Annotated in this window: 19 protein-coding genes; 10 read left to right on the top strand and 9 right to left on the bottom strand. The window is 69.9% G+C overall.

The annotated features are described in order from the left end of the window. Nucleotides 1-246: 246 nt before the first annotated feature. Complete coding sequence (locus IPH07_26720) at nucleotides 247-1,122, top strand: metallophosphoesterase (protein MBK6921018.1); 876 nt, start codon at nucleotides 247-249, stop codon at nucleotides 1,120-1,122. A gap of 85 nt (nucleotides 1,123-1,207) precedes the next feature. Beyond that, a complete protein-coding gene (locus tag IPH07_26715) occupies nucleotides 1,208-1,852 on the top strand; it encodes a hypothetical protein (GenBank protein MBK6921017.1) in 645 nt (214 codons plus the stop codon). A gap of 23 nt (nucleotides 1,853-1,875) precedes the next feature. Here IPH07_26715 and argG read toward each other — a convergent pair whose 3' ends face one another. The 4 genes from argG to IPH07_26695 form a co-directional block, all read right to left on the bottom strand. Then, nucleotides 1,876-3,117 carry an argininosuccinate synthase gene (gene argG, locus IPH07_26710; GenBank protein MBK6921016.1) on the bottom strand — a complete coding sequence of 414 codons (1,242 nt, stop codon included), beginning with the start codon at nucleotides 3,115-3,117 and terminating at the stop codon, nucleotides 1,876-1,878. Nucleotides 3,118-3,253: 136 nt separating this feature from the next. Next, nucleotides 3,254-4,075: a tRNA 2-thiocytidine(32) synthetase TtcA gene (gene ttcA / locus IPH07_26705; GenBank protein ID MBK6921015.1), complete on the bottom strand. Its 822-nt coding sequence runs from the start codon at nucleotides 4,073-4,075 to the stop codon at nucleotides 3,254-3,256. A gap of 2 nt (nucleotides 4,076-4,077) precedes the next feature. Further along, on the bottom strand, nucleotides 4,078-4,449 hold the full coding sequence (locus IPH07_26700) for a YjbQ family protein (GenBank protein MBK6921014.1): 372 nt from the start codon (nucleotides 4,447-4,449) through the stop codon (nucleotides 4,078-4,080). Nucleotides 4,450-4,502: 53 nt separating this feature from the next. Next, entirely contained in the window at nucleotides 4,503-4,757 is a 255-nt protein-coding gene (locus IPH07_26695) for a DUF1244 domain-containing protein (protein MBK6921013.1), read from the bottom strand. A gap of 116 nt (nucleotides 4,758-4,873) precedes the next feature. On the opposite strand from IPH07_26695, the gene IPH07_26690 reads away from it, so the two are divergent. Beyond that, nucleotides 4,874-5,398, top strand: a complete 525-nt coding sequence (locus tag IPH07_26690) for a YceI family protein (GenBank protein MBK6921012.1) — start codon at nucleotides 4,874-4,876, stop codon at nucleotides 5,396-5,398. Nucleotides 5,399-5,428: 30 nt separating this feature from the next. Here the strand turns inward: IPH07_26690 and IPH07_26685 are convergent, their stop codons facing one another. Continuing rightward, nucleotides 5,429-6,829: an HlyC/CorC family transporter gene (locus IPH07_26685; protein ID MBK6921011.1), complete on the bottom strand. Its 1,401-nt coding sequence runs from the start codon at nucleotides 6,827-6,829 to the stop codon at nucleotides 5,429-5,431. Between the two features lie 261 nt (nucleotides 6,830-7,090). Here IPH07_26685 and IPH07_26680 point away from each other — a divergent pair, with 261 nt between their 5' ends. The 3 genes from IPH07_26680 (at nucleotide 7,091) to IPH07_26670 (ending at nucleotide 9,966) form a co-directional block, all read left to right on the top strand. Beyond that, entirely contained in the window at nucleotides 7,091-7,432 is a 342-nt protein-coding gene (locus tag IPH07_26680; protein MBK6921010.1) for a hypothetical protein, read from the top strand. A 103-nt stretch (nucleotides 7,433-7,535) separates the two neighbouring features. Next, on the top strand, nucleotides 7,536-9,041 hold the full coding sequence (locus tag IPH07_26675) for a protein kinase (GenBank protein MBK6921009.1): 1,506 nt from the start codon (nucleotides 7,536-7,538) through the stop codon (nucleotides 9,039-9,041). Nucleotides 9,042-9,096: 55 nt separating this feature from the next. Continuing rightward, nucleotides 9,097-9,966 (top strand): hypothetical protein, encoded by an 870-nt coding sequence (locus IPH07_26670; GenBank protein MBK6921008.1) that lies wholly within the window; start codon nucleotides 9,097-9,099, stop codon nucleotides 9,964-9,966. A gap of 28 nt (nucleotides 9,967-9,994) precedes the next feature. On the opposite strand, the gene IPH07_26665 is transcribed toward IPH07_26670, so the two are convergent. The 4 genes from IPH07_26665 to IPH07_26650 form a co-directional block, all read right to left on the bottom strand. Next, nucleotides 9,995-10,603 (bottom strand): hypothetical protein, encoded by a 609-nt coding sequence (locus tag IPH07_26665; GenBank protein ID MBK6921007.1) that lies wholly within the window; start codon nucleotides 10,601-10,603, stop codon nucleotides 9,995-9,997. A 125-nt stretch (nucleotides 10,604-10,728) separates the two neighbouring features. After that, the gene (locus IPH07_26660) at nucleotides 10,729-11,406 is read right to left on the bottom strand and encodes a succinylglutamate desuccinylase/aspartoacylase family protein (GenBank protein MBK6921006.1); all 678 of its coding nucleotides are present in this window, start codon (nucleotides 11,404-11,406) and stop codon (nucleotides 10,729-10,731) included. Between the two features lie 33 nt (nucleotides 11,407-11,439). Beyond that, on the bottom strand, nucleotides 11,440-12,981 hold the full coding sequence (locus IPH07_26655) for a hypothetical protein (protein MBK6921005.1): 1,542 nt from the start codon (nucleotides 12,979-12,981) through the stop codon (nucleotides 11,440-11,442). Then, nucleotides 12,978-14,297, bottom strand: coding sequence for a hypothetical protein (locus IPH07_26650; protein MBK6921004.1), 1,320 nt, complete (start codon nucleotides 14,295-14,297; stop codon nucleotides 12,978-12,980). The genes IPH07_26655 and IPH07_26650 overlap by 4 nt, the downstream gene beginning before the upstream one ends. 248 nt (nucleotides 14,298-14,545) lie before the next feature. On the opposite strand from IPH07_26650, the gene IPH07_26645 reads away from it, so the two are divergent. The 4 genes from IPH07_26645 (at nucleotide 14,546) to IPH07_26630 (ending at nucleotide 19,903) form a co-directional block, all read left to right on the top strand. Further along, on the top strand, nucleotides 14,546-15,418 hold the full coding sequence (locus tag IPH07_26645; GenBank protein MBK6921003.1) for a hypothetical protein: 873 nt from the start codon (nucleotides 14,546-14,548) through the stop codon (nucleotides 15,416-15,418). A 351-nt stretch (nucleotides 15,419-15,769) separates the two neighbouring features. Continuing rightward, nucleotides 15,770-16,792: a TRAP transporter substrate-binding protein gene (locus tag IPH07_26640; GenBank protein MBK6921002.1), complete on the top strand. Its 1,023-nt coding sequence runs from the start codon at nucleotides 15,770-15,772 to the stop codon at nucleotides 16,790-16,792. Between the two features lie 73 nt (nucleotides 16,793-16,865). Further along, nucleotides 16,866-17,930, top strand: coding sequence for a TRAP transporter small permease (locus IPH07_26635; GenBank protein ID MBK6921001.1), 1,065 nt, complete (start codon nucleotides 16,866-16,868; stop codon nucleotides 17,928-17,930). 218 nt (nucleotides 17,931-18,148) lie between these two features. Continuing rightward, complete coding sequence (locus IPH07_26630) at nucleotides 18,149-19,903, top strand: TRAP transporter large permease (GenBank protein MBK6921000.1); 1,755 nt, start codon at nucleotides 18,149-18,151, stop codon at nucleotides 19,901-19,903. Nucleotides 19,904-19,905: the final 2 nt, after the last annotated feature.

Genomic DNA, 19,905 nt, shown 5'->3' with positions numbered 1-19,905 from the left:
CGAAGCGTGATCCGCTGCGCGCGAAGTGCAGGTAGGATGATGGACGTGCGTGTGTGGCGCGGAATTCGAGCGACGGTGCTGGTGTGGCTGTGTACGGCTGCGTGCAGCCGATCATCGGCGGGGCCACAGGGCGATGCGGCGAGCGGCGCGGCCGTGCGCGCGGGGGCGAACTCCGCGAGCCCCGCGCAAGGCTCGGGACCTGGTGAGCGCTCGGGCACACCCGCGGCGGCGGGCGAGGCTGCAGGCGTGGGCGCGCGCGATTCGTCCAGCGACGCGCTCGCCGAGGTGCGACGAGCGGCGGCCGATCGCATCGTGGCCATCGGCGATCTCCACGGCGATGTCGACGCCACACGAAGGGCGCTCCGGTTGGCCGGCGTGCTCGATGCCGCCGATCACTGGAGCGGTGGCACCACCGTGGTGGTCCAAACCGGCGACCAGCTCGATCGCGGTGACCACGAGCGCGAGATCCTCGAGCTGCTCGCGAGGCTCGAAGACGAAGCTGCGCGGGCTGGCGGCGCGATGATCGTCCTCAATGGGAACCACGAGATCATGAACGCGCTCGGTGACTTCCGCTATGTCACCGAGGGCGGCGCCCACGACTTCGACGGCGAAGTCGCTGGCGCTGTGGCGCGGGCCGACGCCGCACCGGAGCTCCGCGGACGAGCGGCCGCGTTCGCCCCCGGCGGTCCGTGGGCGCGACGGCTGGCGCAACGCCACATCGTCGCAATCGTCGGCGACACGGCGTTCGTGCACGGCGGCATCCTGCCCGAGCACGTGCCTGCGCTCGGTCGACTCGACCAGGACGTGCGCGCGTTGTTGCGAGGCGAGCTCGCCGACCCGTCTGCGACGGTCGCGGCGATCATGGATCCCGAGGCCCCGCTGTGGACCCGCGAGTTCTCGCTGGCCGAGGCGCCTGGTACCTGCGAGCGACTCGGCCGTGCGCTACAGGGCCTCGGCGTGGCGCGCTTGGTGGTGGGTCACACGGTGCAGAAGCAGGGCATCAACGCGGGCTGCAACGAGCGCGTGTGGCGAATCGATGTTGGGCTCGCCGCCCACTACGGCGGACCCACCGAGGTGCTCGCGATCCGCGGCGCGAGCGTCAGCACCCTGCGTAGCCCCTGACGGAGCATCTGACGCGCCTTCGCCACCGCGGCGCGCCGGCGTGTCGCGGTTGCCCGCCGGCGTGTCGCTCGTGCATCATGCCGGGATGACTTCGACCCTGCGTGTGTTCGGTCTGTGCGCGTCGCTGCTGCCACTGGCATGCAGCGACGATGGCGTCCCCGCCGACGAGACCTCCGGCGGCAGCACCGGTGGCAGCTCCGGCATGACCTCGGACATCACCGGGACCACGCAGTCGACCACGTTCGGTACCACCGCCGGGGACTCCACCGGCCCCGCGACCGCGACCGCGAGCGCCGGCGACACGACCGGCACGGCGACCACCGACGCGTCGACCGGTGGTGATGCCTCGTCGGGCAGCGACACCACCGCCGGCGGCTCGTCGGGCGTCGGCTCGTCGGGCAGCAGCTCGGGCGGGAGCTCGAGCGGCGGCGAGTCGAGCAGCGGTGGCAGCGGCACGCTCGAGATCGGCGACGAGTGCAGCGGCGACGGCGAGTGCATCAGCGGGGTCTGCTGGGACTTCAACCAGTACGACAACCTCTGCTTCGGCACCGCGTGCTCGGGCGAGTGCTCGAACGATGACGACTGCGTCGCGCTGATGACCGACGCCGGCGCGCCCTATCCCGAGGGCTCGAGCTGCGGCGGCGACGGTCGTTGCTCGGTGGTCGGCACCGGCTTCGGCAGCTTCGCGTGCGCGTCGCCGGTGCGCGCCACGGCGGCCGTCGGCCGGTAGTGCGCCCGGACCTTGGCGTTCCGTCAGAAGCGCTCGGGCGGCCGGATCTGCCCGGCGCGCGCCAGCGCGACCGCCTCGGCGCGCTGGATCTCCACGAAGCCCTGGCTGCTGCGTGGATCGAGCCCGTCGCTGGCCTCCATCGACGCATCGGCGGGGTTGTACAGCGATGCCGCGACCTCGCGAACCCGCTGGACGAACACGTTGCCCTTGTAGAGCCCGAGCTCGACCACACCGGTGGCGGGCTCGGCGAGCACGTCGATGCACGCGAGCGCGGCTCGTGCCGAGGGATCGAACAGCCGCCCGTCGTAGGTCGCATCCGCGACCAGCCGCGACATCTGTCCGAACAGCGCGGTCGCACGACGGTCGAGCACCGCCTGGTAGATCGCCCGTAGGCCGCATGCCAGCAGCTCCATGCCGGGCGCCTCGTACACGCCACGGCTCTTGGTGCCGATGATGCGGTTCTCCAGCGCGTTGGCGAGCCCGACCCCGTTGCGACCGCCGATTGCGTTCGCCTGCTGCATGATCTCGAGCGCCGTTGCGAAGCCGCCGTCGATGGCGACGCAACGGCCGCGCTCGAAGCTCAACGTCACCGTCTCGACGTGGTCGGGGGCCCGCTGCGGCCAGACGCACATGATCGGCTCCACGATCAGGCACGAGGTCTCGATGTCCTCGAGGTCCTCGGCCTCGTGGCTGAGGCCTGCGAGGTTGGCGTCGGTCGAGTAGCGCTTGCGCACCAGGTTGGCCTCGAGGCCGAGCTGCTGCAGATACGCGACCATCTGCGTCCGCCCGGGGAACTGCGCGAGCATGGCGGGGTCGCGCCACGGCGCGTAGACCTTCATCTGGGGCGCGAGCACGTTGGTGTAGCGCTCGAAGCGGATCTGGTCGTTGCCGCGACCGGTGGCGCCGTGGACCAGCACGCCGCAGCCGCGCGCCTGCATGGGGCCCAGCAGGCCGTGCACCGTCACTGCCCGCGCAATGCCGGTGGTGTTCCAGTAGCCACCGTCGTACTGCGCCAGCGCCTTGATGGTGGCGAAGCAGGCCTCGGCCATCTGCGGCTTGAGGTCGACGATGACCGACTCTGCGCCGACCGCTTCCATGCGCCGCTGGACGTCGGTGATGTCCTGCTCGTCGGGCTGGCCGAGATCGGCGGTGAAACACACCACCTGGCAACCCGCATCGAGCAGGCGACGCGTGACGGTGCGGCTGTCGAGCCCGCCGGAGACGCACAAGCCGAGGGTCTGGCCTTCGAAGTCGCGGATGCCCATGGACGTCGCATGGATATGCCGCATGCATGCAGGTCAAAGCAAGCGAAACGGCCTTGGGCAGCCAAGATTTGCGCATGAGAGCATCGAGGATGCATGAGTATGCATCGCCCGCATGGGCTGGCCTGGCGCCGACCGGCTAGGCGTCGTCGTCGGCGGCGCGGTGCAGGGGCAGACCCCGCGGTGCCTTCGCGGGCACCTCGACCCGACGCACGGCGGGGTCGAGCAGGTGGCTCGGCTGCACGTTGCGCAGCGCGTTCAGCATCACGGACCGCACGTGGGGGTTGTCGCGTTCGAGCTCGTCGAGCAGTGCGGTCATGCGGTCGCGACGCAGGCCGTCCTGCGATCCGCACAGGTTGCACGGCAGGATGGGGTAGCCGACGCGCACCGCATGGTCTGCGATGTCCCGCTCGGCGCACTCGATGAGCGGGCGGATGACCCGGAAGCGGCCGTCGTCGGTGGTGTAGATCGCCGGCATCGCCTGCAGACGACCTGCGTAGAAGAGGTTCAGCAGGGTGGTCTCGAGCGCGTCGTCGCGGTGGTGGCCGAGCGCAATCTTGTTGCAGCCGAGGCGCTCGGCCACGTCGTAGAGGATCCCGCGACGCATGCGGGAACACGCGGCGCAGTAGGTCTTGCCGGCGGGCACGACCTCGATGACCTTCGAGTAGGTGTCGCGGTGCACGATCTCGAACGGCTTGCCGAAGCGCTCCAACCAGCCGACCAACGGCGCGCCGTCGTAGCCCGGTTGCCCCTGATCGAGGTGGACGCCGACCAGCTCGAAGTCGAACGGCGCACGGGCGTGTGCACGCCACAGCAGGTCGAACAGCGTGTAGCTGTCCTTCCCGCCCGAGAGCGCCACCATGATGCGATCGCCGGGCTCGACGAGTGACCACGTCGAGATTGTGCGGGTCATGGTCCGCGAGAGCTCGCGCACCAGCATCTCGCCTTCGTCGAGTGCCATCGTCAGGCTCCCATCACGGAGATGGTGATGCGGCGCCGATGCGCGGCGGTGCGGTGCTCCCACAGGTACACGCCCTGCCAGGTGCCCAGATCGCAGCGGCCGTCGACCACCGGGATCGTGAGCGAGGCGTGGGTCAACACCGTGCGCACGTGGGCGGGCATGTCGTCGTCGCCTTCGTCGACGTGGCGGAACAAGGGATCGCCGTCGGGGACCAGGCGTGCGGCGAACGCCTCGAGATCACCACGGACCTGCGGATCCGCGTTCTCGCACAAGATCAACGACGCACTGGTGTGGTGCACGAACACGCAGCACAACCCCTCGCGCACGCCGCTGCCCGCGACCGCCGCGTTCACGCGATCGGTGAGGTCCTGCATGCCCCGACCCGGCGTCGCGATCTCCAGCGAGACGCGTGCGTGCCGTCCGCTGCTCACTTCTGGTGCTTCGCCTTCCACTCGGCGTAGGGCATGCCGTAGACGACCTGCTTGGCGGCGTCGAGTTCGAGCTCGATGCCACGCTCCTGCGCCGCGGTGGCGTACCACTTGCTGAGGCAGTTGCGACAGAAGCCCGCGAGGTTCATGAGGTCGATGTTCTGCACGTCGGTGCGCCCCTGCAGGTGCGTGATGAGGCTTCGGAACGCGGCGGCTTCGAGCTGCACGCGCTGGTCGGGGTCGAGCTCGGACATCGGAGGTCTCCGGCGCGGATGTTACTGCATGGGGATGCCCCGCGCTGGTGGGGCGTAACGCCTGGGCGCTAGGATGGACCCACGAAGCCACGGCACCACCGTGGCCGCGCACCACCATGACGACGTACGACGCGACCCGGGCCCACATCTTTCTGTACACCTTCAAGGAGGGCATGCTCTCTGCGCTCGCGCACGACCTGAAGCTCGAGGTCACGCGCGCCGACGTCCAGATCGACGAGGCTGCGAAGACGGTCACGGCCGAGATCGCGGCCGACTCGCTGCGCGTCGTGACCGTCATGAAGAAGGGCCAAGAGGCCCGCGACGAGCTGGGTCCGGATCACTTCAAGAAGATCGAGAAGGCGATCGTCGACGATGTGCTGCACGCGTCGAAGTACCCGAAGATTCGCTTTACCTCGACGGCGGTGCGTGAGCACGACGGTGGCGTGGCCATCGAAGGCACGCTGGAGTTGCACGGCCGCAGCCGTTCGATCGCCTTTGCGGCCCGTCGCGTCGGCGAGGTGTGGACGGCTCAGCTCGATCTTCACCAGCCCGACTGGGGCATCACGCCCTACTCGGCGATGATGGGCACGCTCAAGGTCAAGCCGACGCTGCAGGTGTCGCTGTCGGTGCCGGCAGCCTGAGGCCGGGGCGGTCGCGATGCGGCGGACGCCTCAGGCCTCGGCGACGCGCTCGTCGCTGCCGAGCTCTGGCGGCGGCTCGTCGGGCCGGGAGAAGTGCAGCATCGTGATGCGGAAGCCGCGGGCCTCCTCGACGCGCACGCGGTAGCCGTCGATCTCGACCACGTCGCCGACGCGGGGCTGACGTCCGAGCAGCTTCAGCACGAGGCCGCCGACGGTGTCGACGTCCTGGTGCTCTTCGATCGAGTGCAGGTCGAGCGCCTCGCCGGCGGGGGCTAGCAGCATCGAGCCGGCGACCCGCAGCGAGCCGTCCGCGAGCGTCTCGAGCTCCGGCTTGGCCGGCGCGTCGTCGGTCTCGTCGTAGATCTCACCGACGATCTGCTCGACGATGTCCTCGGCCGTGAGCAGGCCGGTGAAGCTGTCGTGCTCGTCGAACACTGCGATCATCGGCGAGCCGCGGAACAGGTTGAGGCGGCCCAGGGCGGCGGTCTCGGGCCTGCGCTCGATCGGGCGTAGCAGCGCCTCGAGGTCCCGCTGGCCACGGAGCTCGGCCTGCATGAGGTCGGCACGGCGGGCGTAGCCGACCACGTTGTGCGGGTCGCCATCGACCACCGGCAGGCGACTGAAGCCCTGCTCGTCGGCGATCGCCATGTTCTCCTGCCAGCTGCGCCGCAGGTCGAGGTAGATGACCTCGCGCGCCGGCGTCATGGCCTCCCGCACGGTGCGATCGGTGAAGGCCAGCACGTTGCGCATCAGCCGGAGCTGCTGCGGCTTCAGCTCGCCGGCGGAGTAGGCGTAGAAGAGCGCCTGCCCGATGTCGACGTTCTCCTCGTGGTGCGCGGCATTGTCGGGGTTGCGTCCGGTCAGGCCCTGCACGATCACGTTGGCGATCGCGTTGCACGTCTTGATGAACGGCACCGCGAGGATGCGGAACAGCCGCATGAACGGCGCCGTGGCGTAGAGCACCTTCACCGGCACCACCAGCGCGATGCCCTTGGGGATCAGCTCGCCGAATGTCACGTGGAGGATCGCGCCGATGCCCATGGCGAGCGCGGCCGAGAACGCGGCGACGCGCTGGTAGTCCTCGAGCGCGTGGTGGATCGCGGGCTCGAGCGCCAGCGTGAGGCCGAGGCTGGTGAGCGTGATGCCGAACTGCGATGCGGCGAGCAGCGCGTTCATCTCCCGCTTCATCCGCAGCACGACCTGCGCGCCGGCGACCCCGAGATCGACATCGCGCTCGAGCTTGTGCACCGGCACCTTCACGAGTGCGAACTCGAAGGCCACGTACACGCCGCAGCCCAGGATGAGGCAGGCCGACAGCGACCACGGGCTCAGGCTCGCCAGCGGTGCAAAGATCGCCAGCAGCACCAGCGTGAGGATGAGCCCGCGCTTGCCCTGGTCGTGGATGCGACCGCGCCCGGTGCTCGCTCGCATGCCGCTGCGCGACGCTCCGGCATCGGACGTCTTCGAAGCGTCCGTATCACGGCCGGCGGCCATTAATGCCGGATCGTGAGTACCAAGCCCTGCGACGCCCGGCAACGTCGACCGGTCGACGGGGGCGAAACCCGCGTCAAATCGCGGCTACTGCGGCGGGCTGCGGACGGCCCAGCGGCCCGGACGGCGGCGTGACGAGCTGCTGCGGGTCGGCGATCGACAGTGGCGCTGGGCTCGACGGGCGGTTGATACAGTGGTGGCGTGTCGCGCGTCCTGCTCGGTCTGGTGAGCGCCATCCTCGGCTGCAATGCTGCCGCACTCTGCAAGAACCGCGGCGGCGAGTGGTTCGACTCGGAGCTCGACCCGCGGTTGCCTGGCTCCTGCGTGATGGCGTCGGTGGATGCGGGGCAGGCTTGCACCGAGCCCTACCACTGCCTCGCGGGCTGGTGTGCGTGCTCCGACGGCCCCGAGTCGGGCGGGGTGTTGCCGGAGCGCGCCGCGATGGTCGGGACCTGCCCGGCGTTCCCACCGCGCAAGGGCGATGGCTGGATGTGCAGCGTCGATGGTGGCCACAAGCACACCCGAGGCGTGATCGCTCAGTAGCTCGGGTCACGGTGACGCGCGCGCACATGGCACGGGCGTGATCCGCCGCTCGGTTTTCCCCCGCCTCACGAATGCGCGCGGTCGCGCGACCGTCGACCCTTCCATGCCGATCGACACGCATGGCACGGGTGACCTCCTCGTGCGGCGCTACCGCCTGGTCGCGGTGCTCGGCGAGGGTGCGATGGGCGTGGTGTGGCGGGCACGGGATCTCGCGGACGACGGCGAGGTGGCGGTCAAGATCCTCCACCCGCAGCTCGCCGGCGACGCGAAGTTGGTCGCGCGCTTCGACCGCGAAGCCCACGCCGGTGCGGTGCTCGATCATCCCGGCTGCGTGCGCGTGCTGGGTTGCGGCACCAGCGAGCGGGGCGCGAAGTTCCTGGTGATGCCGCTGCTCGAGGGGCAGTCGTTGCGCGCGGCCATCGACGGCAGCCTCGCGCTGCGTCGAACCCTCGACATCGTGCAGCAGCTGCTGGCGGCGCTCGAGCACATCCACGGCCATGGCTTCGTGCACCGCGACGTGAAGCCCGAGAACGTGTTGCTGGTGAGCACGCCCGCGGGCGAGCGCGTGAAGCTGCTCGACCTCGGCTTGGTGAAGCGGGCGCGCTCGTCGTCCGATGCACCCCGTCTCACGCGCATCGGCGCGCTGTTCGGCACGCCGTGGTACATGGCGCCCGAGCAGGCGATGGGCGACGAGATCGACGCCCGCGCCGACCTCTATGCCGTCGGTGCGGTGATGTTCGAGATGCTCGCCGGTCACACGCCGTTCGTGGCCGCCTCGCTGCCCGAGCTGCTCCACAAGCACCTCGAAGCGGCGGTGCCGGGCCTGCCCGCGTGGGTGCCCGCGCCGATCGATGCCTTGGTGCGGCGGCTGTTGGCGAAGCGTCCGGAGGATCGTCCGGCCACGGCTTCGATGGCGGCCGCGGAGCTGCGCGCCGCGGTCGCGGCAACCACGTCGTCGCCGACGTTGCTACCGGTCACGCGCTTCGACGTGCCGGAGCTGGATCTCGAGCTCGCGCCGCCCTCGATGCTGCGCGCCAACCAGCGCCACCAGCGGTGGTTCGCCGGCGCGGTCGCGTTGGCGGCCGCGTTGGTCGCGGGCCTCATGATGCGCGCGCCCGAAGGCGCCAGCGATCACCCGACCACGACCGCGGCCGCGCAGGTCGAGTCGCTCGCCCCGGAGCCCGCGGTCGCGCCGGCCGAGCGCGGCTCGTCGGAGGCTCCTGCGCCGCCGGCCCACGCCGCGGTCGCGCCGGTGCTCCCGTCGACGTCGAGTGCGATCGCGGCACCGGCCGATGCGACGGTCTCGCCGCCTGTGGCCCATGAGGTGGCGGTACCGAGCGATCCGCCGCGGAGCTCGGCCGCGACGGTGGTCACGCCGACGAGCCCCGCCGCTGCGCCGCGCACGTCGAAGCCCCGCGTGCGCCCACCCGCGGTGCCAGCCCCGGTGGTCGACCCGGCGCCCACGCCGATTCGAAAGCTCCGCGCCACCAAGCCGCCGCGCACGACCACCGCCGGCACGGGCGCCAGCAAGCTACCTGGCGGCACCGCGGCGGCACTGCCCCGCGATGCTCGGACCCAGGTCCCGCACCTGCGCCCGCGCAACACGTGAACGTTGGTGCTAGCGTCAGTGGGTGGTGCGCCGTGGTAGGGCAGCGCTCGGTTGGATGCTCGTGACGGCAGTGGGGGCCATCGCCGCCGGATGTCTGGTCGAGCTCGAGCACCGCATCGCCTGCGGCGACGGCTACATCGACCGCGCCGCGGGGGAGGAGTGCGAGCCCGATGACCTCGAGAGTGTCGCAGGGGCGTGCGCGCTGATCGGGCTACCCACTGGCATCGCGAAGTGCGGCGACAGCTGCGAGATCATCGCGGACGTCGAGACGTGCACGCAGGGCGTGCCACCGCGTTGTGGAGACGGCAGGATCGATGTCTCGCTCGGCGAGACCTGCGACGGGGACAGCGACGTGCTCTGCCCCGGTGACACGCTGCAGCTCGTGCCTTGCCTGGCCTGTCGACTCCGCGTCGACGCGTGCCCGCCGTACTGCGGTGACGGCTCAGTGGGGCCGGGCGAAGAGTGCGACGACGGTGACGCCGTGTTGCGACACGACTGTCGGACCGAGGTCCACTCGCCGCACCAAGGCCTGCAGTTCGGCTCCGGCAATGCGAGTTGTCGCAACTGCCTGTGGGACACCAGCGAGTGCAGCTTCTGTGGCAACGGCACCCGGGAGGGCGACGAGAAGCTGGTCGAGACCGACCCCGAGATCTACGCAATGCACGAGGCATGCGACGGCGAGCAGTTCGAGCTCAATAGTCTGAGCACGGGGCAGTGCGCCGAGGGCATGCGGCTCAACCTGGTCTGCACCGCGTCCTGCGAGGCCGAGCCGCGGCAAGGCGAGCCGCCGTGCTGCCTGATCAGCGGCGCCGTCTGTGATCCCGACGACGTCGAACGCCCGTGCTGCACGCGCGACGACCCGGGTGGCAGGGGGCCGGCGTGCGAGGTGGATCCGAGCGGCGTGCAGCCGCCGATCTGCCGGTGAAGTGGCGCCGAAGTGGCGCTGATGACCGCTAGAAGAAGATCCCGCGCACGATGGTCAGCGGCTCGCGCTTGATCGTGCGCCACGTGAAGTCCATCAGCACGCGATCGAAGTTGCCGCGCGGCAGCGCGTCGAAGGTCTCGCGCACGTAGTCGCGCGGCAGCCCGAACCGGACCAGCCCGCGGCTGTGCTCGATCATCACCGCGTTGCGGAAGCACTCCGCCTCGGCGCTGAGGTTCGGCACCGAGAGCACGCGGTGGTTGTAGACCAGGCACTCGTCGATGACCTTCATGTCGAGCGGCGGCAGCGGCAGACGCTCGGCCTCGCGGTGGAACAGCGCGCGGCTGCGGTGGAGGTAGTTCACGCCCTCGTCCTGCTCGCTGACGATGCCGAGGTCGTGCACCATCGCGACGAGGTACGCGACGCCGTCGTCGAGCTGCAGCCCGCGCTGGCGCAGCAGCGCGCTGGCGAAGCGATGCAGCCGACGGCAGTGGTTGCGCAATCCGATACCCTCGTAAGGGCTGGTGCGCTCGAAGATCTCGTCGGCTGCGGCCCGCAGCCGCTGTTCGGCCGCCGGCGCAGCGGCGGGCGCAGCGGTGGGTTCATCGGCGGCGGGCGTCAGCACCTCGGCGGCATCCATGGCCTTCGATGTACCGCTGTGGCGCCCGAGCGGTCAAACCAACGCCGCGCAGTGGTTGCACGGGGTCGTTCGCGTGGGTGCGCTCGCGCGCTCGGCAGCACCGCGCGTGAGGCGGCACACCCAGGTCAGGCCCGACACACGCCGATGTCGCGCAACAGCAGCTCGACCACGCGCCGCTGCATGTCGATGCGCCGACGCTCGAGAAAGCCCATCCAGGTCTCGATGCACAGGCCCACGCATCCCGTGGCGGCCACGATGACCTCGGTCGACGAGGTCGCGACGGGATAGAACAGCGGGGCCCAGCGCTCGCTCTCGTGCTCGAGTTCGTCGTTGAGCGCGGCGACCGTGCGATCGACGATGGGTGGGCGGGCGTCGACGCCGTAGACGATGGTCTGCCCGAACGAGGGCCTGACGTCGGGGTCGTAGCGCTTGTGGCTCTCGTGCAGCGTCACCACCAGCGCGGGCGCCTCGTCGAGCACGAGATCCATGAAGCGACGGGCGAGTCGACGCTCGCGCTCGGGCGCGTCGGCGTCGCCCGGGAAGCAGCGGTTGAGGTCGAGCCCGCCGGGCGCCATGCGCTCGCGCGCGCGATAGGCCGGCGGGTTCATCACCGGCACGACGATCAGGCGCCCGTGGGTGGGCCGCACGGCGTCCTCGAGCAGCTCGGCGAGTGCATGTACGCCGGCGATCTCGTCGCCGTGGATGCCGGCTTGGATGAGCGCGGTGGGCCCGGGCTCGGGCGCATCGAAGACGTGGAGCGGCAGCGTGGGTGAGAACCAGTGGATTCCGGCGGCGAGCGGCATGACGCGAGCTACCGCCACGCTACCGCGAGCGCATCACAGCTGGAAGTCGCGGCGCCGGAACACGCACCAGCTGCCCTCCGCGTTGACCTGGAAGTTCTCCATCAACACGTAGCTCCGGCGGAAGCGCGGGTCTTCGACGATCTTCCGCACGGCCGCGAGCGACGCATGCTTGCAGTCCTGCCCGCTGTGGATGAGCACCGCCCACTCGGGCATCACCTCGTAGAAGTGCTCGGTGTAGCCGGGGCCGTGCTTCTTGGTGTAGCCGCCCGGGAGCTGCCCGATCACCGGATCGACCAGGCCCAGCAGATCGAGGATCGGATAGTTGGTGCGGTAGCCGACGTAGCCGATGTCGCCGAGCGCGACGCGGCCGGGCTTGCCGTTGGCGACCAGCCACTCCGCGACCTGGCCGGCGGTGTTGTCCCAGAAGCGCTTCTCTTCCTTGATGAACTTCTTGCGCGCGCCCTCGAAGTCGTAGGCGCGATGGACCATGCCCCACGCCAGCGCCAGCACGACGGCGATCACCGCCGCGGGCTCACGCGTCTGCGTGACCGAGCGCAGCGCCACGCAGATCAGCACGAACGCGAACGGCTCGGCCGGCGCCATGAAGCGGTAGTAGGACATCCAGTCGCCGCCGACGAGGATCACGTAGATCGCGACCGCGACGAACAGCACCATCAGCGTGAGCAGCTCGCGGCTGCGTCGCGCGACACCGAGCCCGAAGCCGTAGAAGGTCACGAACAGCAGCGGGCCGGCGTGGTCGAGCCAGGCCAGCACGTAGCCGCGACCGTTGCGCCACTGCGCCTTGAGGTCGCCGGTCTTGGCCGCGAGCGTCGCGGGCATCCACGCGCCGTAGTACGCGTGCCGCCACAGCAGATGGATCGCGATCGGCACCGCGAAGAGCAACCCGCGCACGATGTTCTGCCGCGCGAACATCTTGCGACCGAGCAGGAGCATCGCGAGACCGAGGTACATCGGGGCCTCGGGCCGCGTGAGCCCGGCGAGCGCGAACACCAGGCCCGATCGCGGGAACCGCTTGGCGTCGTCGTGCTCCTCGAACATCCACAGGATGCCGAGCGCGACCAGGAACTCGAACATGCCGGTCTCGAGCCCGAAGATCGCCCATGTCGCCGAGCACGACGAGGTCGCGAACAGCCAGGTCGCCACGCACGGCATGAATCCGAGCGGTTGCAGCCGCGCGGACAGGCGATAGACGACCGCCATCGACCCCATCGCACACAACGCGCCCAGCACCTTGCTGGTGACGTGCGGATCGACCCCCATCGAGAGGCCGCCGGCGCACAACAGCGTCCACGCGAAGTTGGTGTAGCCCTCGATGGCCTCACCCGGGTTGTAGACCAGCCCGTGACCGGCCACGAGGTTGGCCGCGTAGCGAAACGAGATGTACGCGTCGTCGACGGTGAACCGGTGGACGTTCCACATGTTCATGCCGAGCACGTACATCGGCAGCAGCAGGCCGAAGAGCAGGTGCGCGCGGGGTCCGAGGTCGCGGCCGCGCCACCACGGTCGCACGCCGATGCGATCGATGAGGTGGGTCGTCGAAGGGGCGTCGTTCATCGTGGCTCGCTGTCGGACGGGGCGGGCAGCGGACGCGTGCGCCCGCGGGCGGCAAAGTACCACGCGCTGGTGGCGAAGGCAGCCGCGCCGGCCAGGCCCGCCACGTAGGAGAATCGCACGAAGAAGTCCAACCACGAGAGGTCGGCGTGGGCGAAGTTCTTGAACAACAGCACGCCGATCGAGCCCAGGTAGCCGAACGCGTCGGTCACGTAGATCATGAACACCGCGGTCCCGACCGCACCCGTGGCCGCGATGAGGCGATCGAACAACACGGTGCCGAACGGCACGTAGCCGAGGTAGAGGCCGATGCCGACCGTGATCATCCACGCGGGGCCCGAGTAGAACCCGAGCTGGAACGCCAGTGTCGAACCCGCGACCGCGAGCGCGCCGCCGATCATCAACACGTGCACGCCGAAGAACGCGCGTTGGTTGTCGCGGATGCGATAGATCGTGCCCAGGCCGAGCACGACCGCGAGCGCCACCGGGATCTCCGAGTACGTGAACATCGCGGGCGCGTCGCCGTAGCCGAGCGCCTGCCACAGCTCTGCGGCGAAGTTGTCACGGAAGTCGCGGTACGACGTCAGCAGCACGTGCGCCGCGGTGAGCACGAGGATGCCGAAGCCGAAGCGCCGCAGGAATGCCGCGCGTTCGGCCGCGAACATCGGGGCCCGACGCGTGCGCTCCGACTCGTCGTCGGCGGTGGGGTGGGGCAGGCGCGCGAGCATCCACACCGCGATCGCGAACGGCGGCACGAACAACGCGCCGGTGAGCACCGGCATCCACGCCTCGTCGACGCCGCTGGCGAGCAGCCAGCGGCCGACCGATTTCACGGCCCCGCTGGCGACGATATAGGACGTCGACAGCCCCGCGCCCAGCAGCTCGGTGGTGCGTCGGCCCTCGAGGAAGCCGAACACCAGGCCCCAGACCGCGCCCAGGGGCAGCCCGTTGCAGAACATCGCGACGACCTGCCCACCCGGTGGCAGCACCGCGAAGGCGAGCAACGCCAGCTCCGCAGCGCCGATCAGCGCCACCAGGGCGAGTGGACGCCGCGACGGCGGGATCTCGGACACGAACTTGATGCCGAGGAACTTCGAGAGCGCGTAGCCGATGACCTGGCCCAGCACGAGCGCGATCTTGAGGTCGATACCGAGCACCTGCGTGCCCTCGAAGCCTGCCGCTGCGAATGGCTTGCGCACGGCGTACATGGCGAAGTAGGCGGTGAAGGCCGCCACCATCGCGTAACCCGAGAACGCCGGTGTGCTGGCACGGGCGAGCCAGTCCTCGACGCGGCCACGGATGTTCGCGGGCGTGGCCACGGCCCGGGGACGATACCCAAACCCTGCGCCGGCCGGGGCGGTCCGGCGTCGCAAACGCTCGGTTCGCGGCGCCCGAAGCGGGTCGGCCAGCGCCCTCGCGCCCGCCCCATCGATTCGCGCCAGGGGGCGTGCGAGCTCGGGTGCGGCGCTCGTCGTTTGACGCGCGCGCGGTGACCGGTGTATCTCCCTGCCGATTGAAGGCGTGCGGCCGATCGTCTCGGTTGCCGGCGTACGCCCACGGGGTACCCATGCAGAGCAAGTCGCTTCTTTTCGCGTGCCTGATCGCCTTCGCTGGCTGTGCCGGACGTCATGCCGCCTGGGAGGGCGACAAGGGTGGCGACAAGGCGGGAGCCGGCGACGCCGCTGCGATGATGGCCGAGGGTGACGGGCACTGGGCCAAGCGCACCGACCCCGCGGAGATCAAGGCTGCGATCGCGGCATGGGAGAAGGTCGTCGCCGCCGATGCCAAGCACCTCGATGCGCTCGTCAAGCTCACCCGCGCCAACTACTTCCTCGCCGACGGCTACCTGCGCGGCAACGAGAAGGAGTACCTGCGCACGATGGACCTCGGGGTGAAGTGGGGCGAGCGGGCCATGATCGCCGCCTCGCCGGAGTTCGAGGCCAAGATGCGCGCGGGTGGCAAGTTCCCCGAGGCGGTGAAGCTGATCGGCAAGCCCGGCGTGCCCGCGATGTACTGGTACGCCAGCGCGCTGGGCAAGTGGGCCAAGCGCAAGGGCTTCGCCGTGTTGCTGGGCCAGAAGGACAACGTGAAGGCGACGATGGACCGCGCCCTCGAGCTCGACCCGACCTTCTACTACGGCGGGCCGCACCGCTACTTCGGTGCCTTCTATGCGGTCGCGCCGGCGTTCGCGGGTGGCGACCTCGATCAGTCGCGCGTGCACTTCAAGAAGTCGCTCGAGCTGTCGCCGACCTACGTCGGCACCAAGGTGCTGTGGGCGCAGGAGCTCGCGGTGAAGGAGCAGGACGAGGACACCTTCGTGAAGCTGCTCAACGAGGTGGTTGCGACCCCCGACGACGTCATCCCCGATGTTCGCGCGGAGACCATCGTCGAGAAGCAGAAGGCACGCGAGCTGCTCGACGAGAAGGACGATCTCTTCTGAGCGAGCTTCGCCGCGGGCTGGGCTCGAGCCGAGCTGGCCCGGGCTGAGCGTTGGCCGAAGGGGGACGCGAGGGGGCGTCGTCGCGAGCAGGCTCACGTGCGCTCGCGCGGCGTCGCGCGCCCTGGTTCAGGTCCCGCCCGAGATCGTGCACGGCGGTGCACGCGGGCGCTGGGACAAATGCGCGCGACCCCGGCATTGGGGCTGTACCGCCAGGGTCCCACCGGCGGACAATCCACCGCGAAGCGAAGATCCGCGGCGTCGCCACCGTCACGAACGCCCGCCGCCCGCCACCCTCCTGGGGGCCGGCTCGGAAGCCGCTTCAACCCCGCGCGATACGAGGAGCCCCTGACCATGCCCAAGACCCGCACGAACGCATCCCGCCGCCGCTTCATCAAGACCGCCGCCGCCGGGGCTGCGAGCACCTTCTTCATCGGTCGCAGCGCCGCGGCGGATGACGTCATCACGATGAAGCTCGCCACGGTGGCACCGGCGGACACGCCGTGGGCGAACCAGATGAAGGACCTGAAGGGCAAGCTGTTCGAGGCTTCCGGCAAGCGCCTGAAGCTGAAGCCGTACCTCGGCGGCGGGCTCGGTGACGAGGTGGCGACTGCCGAGGCGTGCAAGCGCGGCACGGTGCATGTCTGGGGTGGCAGCGTCGCGGCGCTGACCAACCGCGTGCCGGAGCTCGAGGTGCTCGAGCTGCCGTACCTGTTCCCGACCCCGAAGAAGGCCGACAAGATCATCGACGAGATCGTCGGCCCCGAGCTCGACGCGCTGCTGCTCAAGGCCGGCTTCGTGCGGTGGTTCTGGTCGGAGAACGGGCTGCGTTCGATCGGTTCGACCTTCCCGATCAAGTCGATCGCCGACCTCAAGGGCCGCTCGATGCGATCGCAGGAGTCGCAGGTGCACCTCGACATGTGGAAGGCGTTCGGCACCAAGCCGACCCCGATTCCGGTGACCGAGGTGGTGCAGTCGCTCCAGACCGGCGTGGTCGACGGCTACGACAACACCCCGCTGTTCTCGTTCGCTGCGTCGTGGCACCAGGCGATCAGCCACTTCACGGTGACCGAGCACATCTACCAGGCCGGTGTCGTGGTGATCTCGCAGAAGTTCTGGGACACGCTGCCGGCCGACCTCCAGACGATCATGATGACCGACCCGCAGGGCCTCTCGAAGCAGGGGCGCCGGGGCGTGCGGGCGATTGCGGGCGCGCTGCTCGACAACTTCCGCAACGAGAACATCACCGTCACCGAGCTCGACGACACCATGAAGGCCGGTTTCAAGGGCGCCGCCGCGGTCACCCACGCGCAGTTCCTCGGCCGCACCAGCGAGGCCGGCAAGGCGCTGTACCAGAAGATCACCGCGGCGCTGTGACGCGCGACCGGTGAACGGCGCCCATCGCCTGGCCTGTTCGCGATGGGCGCGAACCTGATAGCATCGGCGGCGCGTGTCGGACTCTCTGCAGCGCCTCGATCGGGTCATCTACCGCTGCGAGCGCGCCTTCGTGGTGACCGCGCTGCTGGGGATGGCGCTGGTGGTGTTCCTCGATGTCGTCTACCGCACCTTTGCGGCCGGCGGCAGCAAGGCGCTCGACGTGTACGTGAAGCTCGCGGGGTGGTTCGGCCGCACCATCGAGCCCGGCAGTGCTGCGCACGAATCGGCGGCCGCGATGATGCCGTGGGTGGCGTTCGCGTTGTTTGCGGGGCTCGCGTGGTCGGGCATCCGCACCGGCACGCGGCCCCGTCCGCTGTCGCACCCGGTCGCCGCGGCGCTCGGCGTCGGCGGCACGGTCGTGGTCTATGGGCTGATCCAGCTGCTGCTGCGAGTGCTGCCCAATGGCCTGATCTGGTCGCAGAACTTCGCGCTGGTGTTGACGCTGTGGGTCGGGTTCCTCGGCGCGTCGATGGCCGCCCACGACAACAAGCACCTGCGGGTCGAGGCGGTGCAGCGCCACATCCCGCCGTCGATGCGAAAGTGGGTGGCGGCGGCCTCGGCAGGGCTGACGACGGCGTTTTGCTTCGGGCTGATGTTCCTCTCGCTGCGCTACATCGCCTTCAACTACGACGAGTACGAGTCCACCGAGCACCTCGGCGGCATCGTGCAGGGCATGTCGCTGCCCAAGTACATCGCCTTCATCGCCTTGCCGCTGTCGTTCGCCGTGATGGCGGCGCGCTTCGCTGCGCAGGCCGTCGCCGCGATGCAGGGCCGCTTGAAGGAGACCGACGCGCTCGATGGCCTCGTCGACGATGCGACCAAGGCGGCCGTCGCTGCGTCGCTGGCGAGCTCGCCGGCGCGCGTCGAGGCCGACATCCCCACCGAGGCCGTGCGAGCGATCCCCGACGACGTGCCAGAGCCCGCGCCCAGGGTCACCTCCGCGCCTGCGGTCCGTGCCGGCGAGGTGGTGGTGGCGCAGAGCGAGGTCGTGACCGATCGCCACGACGCCGCGGCCGACGAAGGTGACGAAGGTGACGAGGGTGACGAGGGCGCCGCAGGCGGGGAGGAGCCGCGATGAGTGGCTTGCGGAGGATCTCGCCGCTGACGCGCGCGTGGCTGCTGACCGTGGTGGCGCTGGCGGTCGTGGTCGTGCTGGCGTTCTCGGGCACGCCGAGCGATGCGCTTGCCGGGGTCGCGGCCCCGGAGGCCAGCGGTCCCGACAGCTTCGATTTCGAGGGCAGCGAAGGTGGGGCGGGGAGCTCCGGCCTGCTGCTCTTGATCGCCGCGCTGGCGCTGATGATCGCGCTCGGGTCGCCGTTGTTCGTGATCATCGGCGTGCTCGCCACGCTGTGCTTCCTGCTGTACGGCGAGGGCTACGATGACTGGGGGGCCTGCAGCACGCTCGACCCCGAGACGGTCTGCGGGTTCGATACCTTCCCCGCGAAGATGGCGGGCCTGACCACGAAGAACGTGCTGCTGGCGATCCCGTTCTTCGTGGTGTCCGGTGCGATCATGAGCGCCGGCGACATCGCCAATCGCCTGGTCGCGATCGCCCGCGCGTTGGTGGGCTGGATGCCCGGTGGACTCGCGGTCGCGACCGTCGGCGGGTGCATCTTCTTTGCGGCCATCAGCGGCAGCAGTCCGGTGACGGTCATCGCGATCGGCTCGGTGATGTACCCCGCGCTGCGCAAGGCTGGCTACGCCGAGCGGTTCAGCCTCGGGTTGGTGACGACCGCGGGCTCGCTGGGCATCGTCATCCCGCCGTCGATTCCGATGATCGTGTTCGCGATCGTGGCGAGCGGCTCGGTCACGATGGACGTCGGCGAGCTGTTCCTCGCCGGCGTGCTGCCGGGGTTCCTCATCGGCGGCATGCTGGGGGCGTACAGCGTCGTGCACGCGGTGCGCAGCGGCAACCGGCTGCGCGAGCCCTTCTCGCTGCGCGGGATCTGGGTCGCCGTCCGTGACGGGTTGTGGGCGATCCTGCTGCCGGTCCAGATCCTCGGTGGCATCTACACGGGCCTGTTCACCCCGACCGAGGCCGCCGCGGTCAGCGTGATCTATGCGCTGGTGGTGGAGCTCTTCATCCACCGGCAGCTGAACGTGGGCCAGCTGCCCAAGCTACTCGCCGAGTCGGCGGTGATGATGGGGTCGCTCATCATCATCATGGCGCTGGCGTTCGGGCTCAACGACTTCCTGGTCGAGGAGAAGATCCCCGATCAGGCCGTGGCTTTGATCCTGTCGATGAAGCTCGACACGGTGCAGTTCCTGCTGGTGGTGAACCTGCTGCTGCTGGTCGTCGGCGCGCTGATGGACTCGATCTCCGCCATCATGATCATCGCGCCGTTGCTGACGCCGATCGGTCTCGAGCTCGGCGTCGACCCGATCCACCTCGGCATCATCTTCATCGTCAACCTCGAGATCGGCTACCTGACGCCGCCCATCGGCCTCAACCTCTTCGTGTCCTCGAGCGTGTTCGGCCGCCCGATCGGCGACATCATCAAGGCGGTGGTGCCGTTCATCGGCGTGATGCTGGTCGGGCTGATGATGGTGACGTACGTGCCGAGCATCGCGCTCGGCCCCGTGAACGTGCTGCTGCGTGGCAAGGCGTTCTACGAGCCGTTCCCGACCGGGGTCCGACGCGACGGCGGCGAGGACGGCGAGCTGCTGGCCGAGGGCCCCGAGGTACCGCTGCAGCTGGCGCCGGTCGGCGGCGAAGAGACCAAGCGCGTGAAGTCGATGCGCGAGCTGAGCGGCAACCTCGAGCAGATCAACGGCCAGCTGCTCGCGCTGTGCGATGCCGCCGAGTCGGTGGCGGAGCGCAAGCCCAGGCCCGCCGCACCGCTGCAGGCGTGGCTCGACGCGCTGCCCGGCGAGGGTGTCGACGCGGAGGCGGTGCTGGGGCTGGCGCGCGACGCGGTCGCGGCGGCCGGGAGCCCAGCGGCGTTCGAAGACCTCGATCAGGTGGTCGAGACCAACCTGCGTGCGAAGTGGGAGTGCGACGCGTTGCAGGAGATGCTCGACGCAGGGCCGGCCATCGGCGCTGCGAAGTGAGC

The sequence above is a fragment of the Deltaproteobacteria bacterium genome, from assembly GCA_016709225.1.
In the GTDB taxonomy this organism is placed as follows: domain Bacteria; phylum Myxococcota_A; class Polyangia; order Nannocystales; family Nannocystaceae; genus Xiheibacterium; species Xiheibacterium phototrophicum.
This window is presented reverse-complemented; position numbering and strand designations above follow the sequence as displayed.

Excerpts from the sequence above, each read along its gene's own strand:
- IPH07_26685 (MBK6921011.1), bottom strand. The coding sequence starts at position 6,829 with ATGCGAGCGAGCACCGGGCGCGGTCGCATCCACGACCAGGGCAAGCGC.
- IPH07_26690 (MBK6921012.1), top strand. The coding sequence starts at position 4,874 with ATGACGACGTACGACGCGACCCGGGCCCACATCTTTCTGTACACCTTC.
- IPH07_26670 (MBK6921008.1), top strand. The coding sequence starts at position 9,097 with ATGCTCGTGACGGCAGTGGGGGCCATCGCCGCCGGATGTCTGGTCGAG.
- IPH07_26675 (MBK6921009.1), top strand. The coding sequence starts at position 7,536 with ATGCCGATCGACACGCATGGCACGGGTGACCTCCTCGTGCGGCGCTAC.
- IPH07_26695 (MBK6921013.1), bottom strand. The coding sequence starts at position 4,757 with ATGTCCGAGCTCGACCCCGACCAGCGCGTGCAGCTCGAAGCCGCCGCG.
- ttcA (MBK6921015.1), bottom strand. The coding sequence starts at position 4,075 with ATGGCACTCGACGAAGGCGAGATGCTGGTGCGCGAGCTCTCGCGGACC.
- IPH07_26700 (MBK6921014.1), bottom strand. The coding sequence starts at position 4,449 with ATGCAGGACCTCACCGATCGCGTGAACGCGGCGGTCGCGGGCAGCGGC.
- IPH07_26630 (MBK6921000.1), top strand. The coding sequence starts at position 18,149 with ATGATCGCGCTCGGGTCGCCGTTGTTCGTGATCATCGGCGTGCTCGCC.
- IPH07_26655 (MBK6921005.1), bottom strand. The coding sequence starts at position 12,981 with ATGAACGACGCCCCTTCGACGACCCACCTCATCGATCGCATCGGCGTG.
- IPH07_26640 (MBK6921002.1), top strand. The coding sequence starts at position 15,770 with ATGCCCAAGACCCGCACGAACGCATCCCGCCGCCGCTTCATCAAGACC.
- IPH07_26645 (MBK6921003.1), top strand. The coding sequence starts at position 14,546 with ATGCAGAGCAAGTCGCTTCTTTTCGCGTGCCTGATCGCCTTCGCTGGC.
- argG (MBK6921016.1), bottom strand. The coding sequence starts at position 3,117 with ATGGGCATCCGCGACTTCGAAGGCCAGACCCTCGGCTTGTGCGTCTCC.
- IPH07_26665 (MBK6921007.1), bottom strand. The coding sequence starts at position 10,603 with ATGGATGCCGCCGAGGTGCTGACGCCCGCCGCCGATGAACCCACCGCT.
- IPH07_26715 (MBK6921017.1), top strand. The coding sequence starts at position 1,208 with ATGACTTCGACCCTGCGTGTGTTCGGTCTGTGCGCGTCGCTGCTGCCA.
- IPH07_26660 (MBK6921006.1), bottom strand. The coding sequence starts at position 11,406 with ATGCCGCTCGCCGCCGGAATCCACTGGTTCTCACCCACGCTGCCGCTC.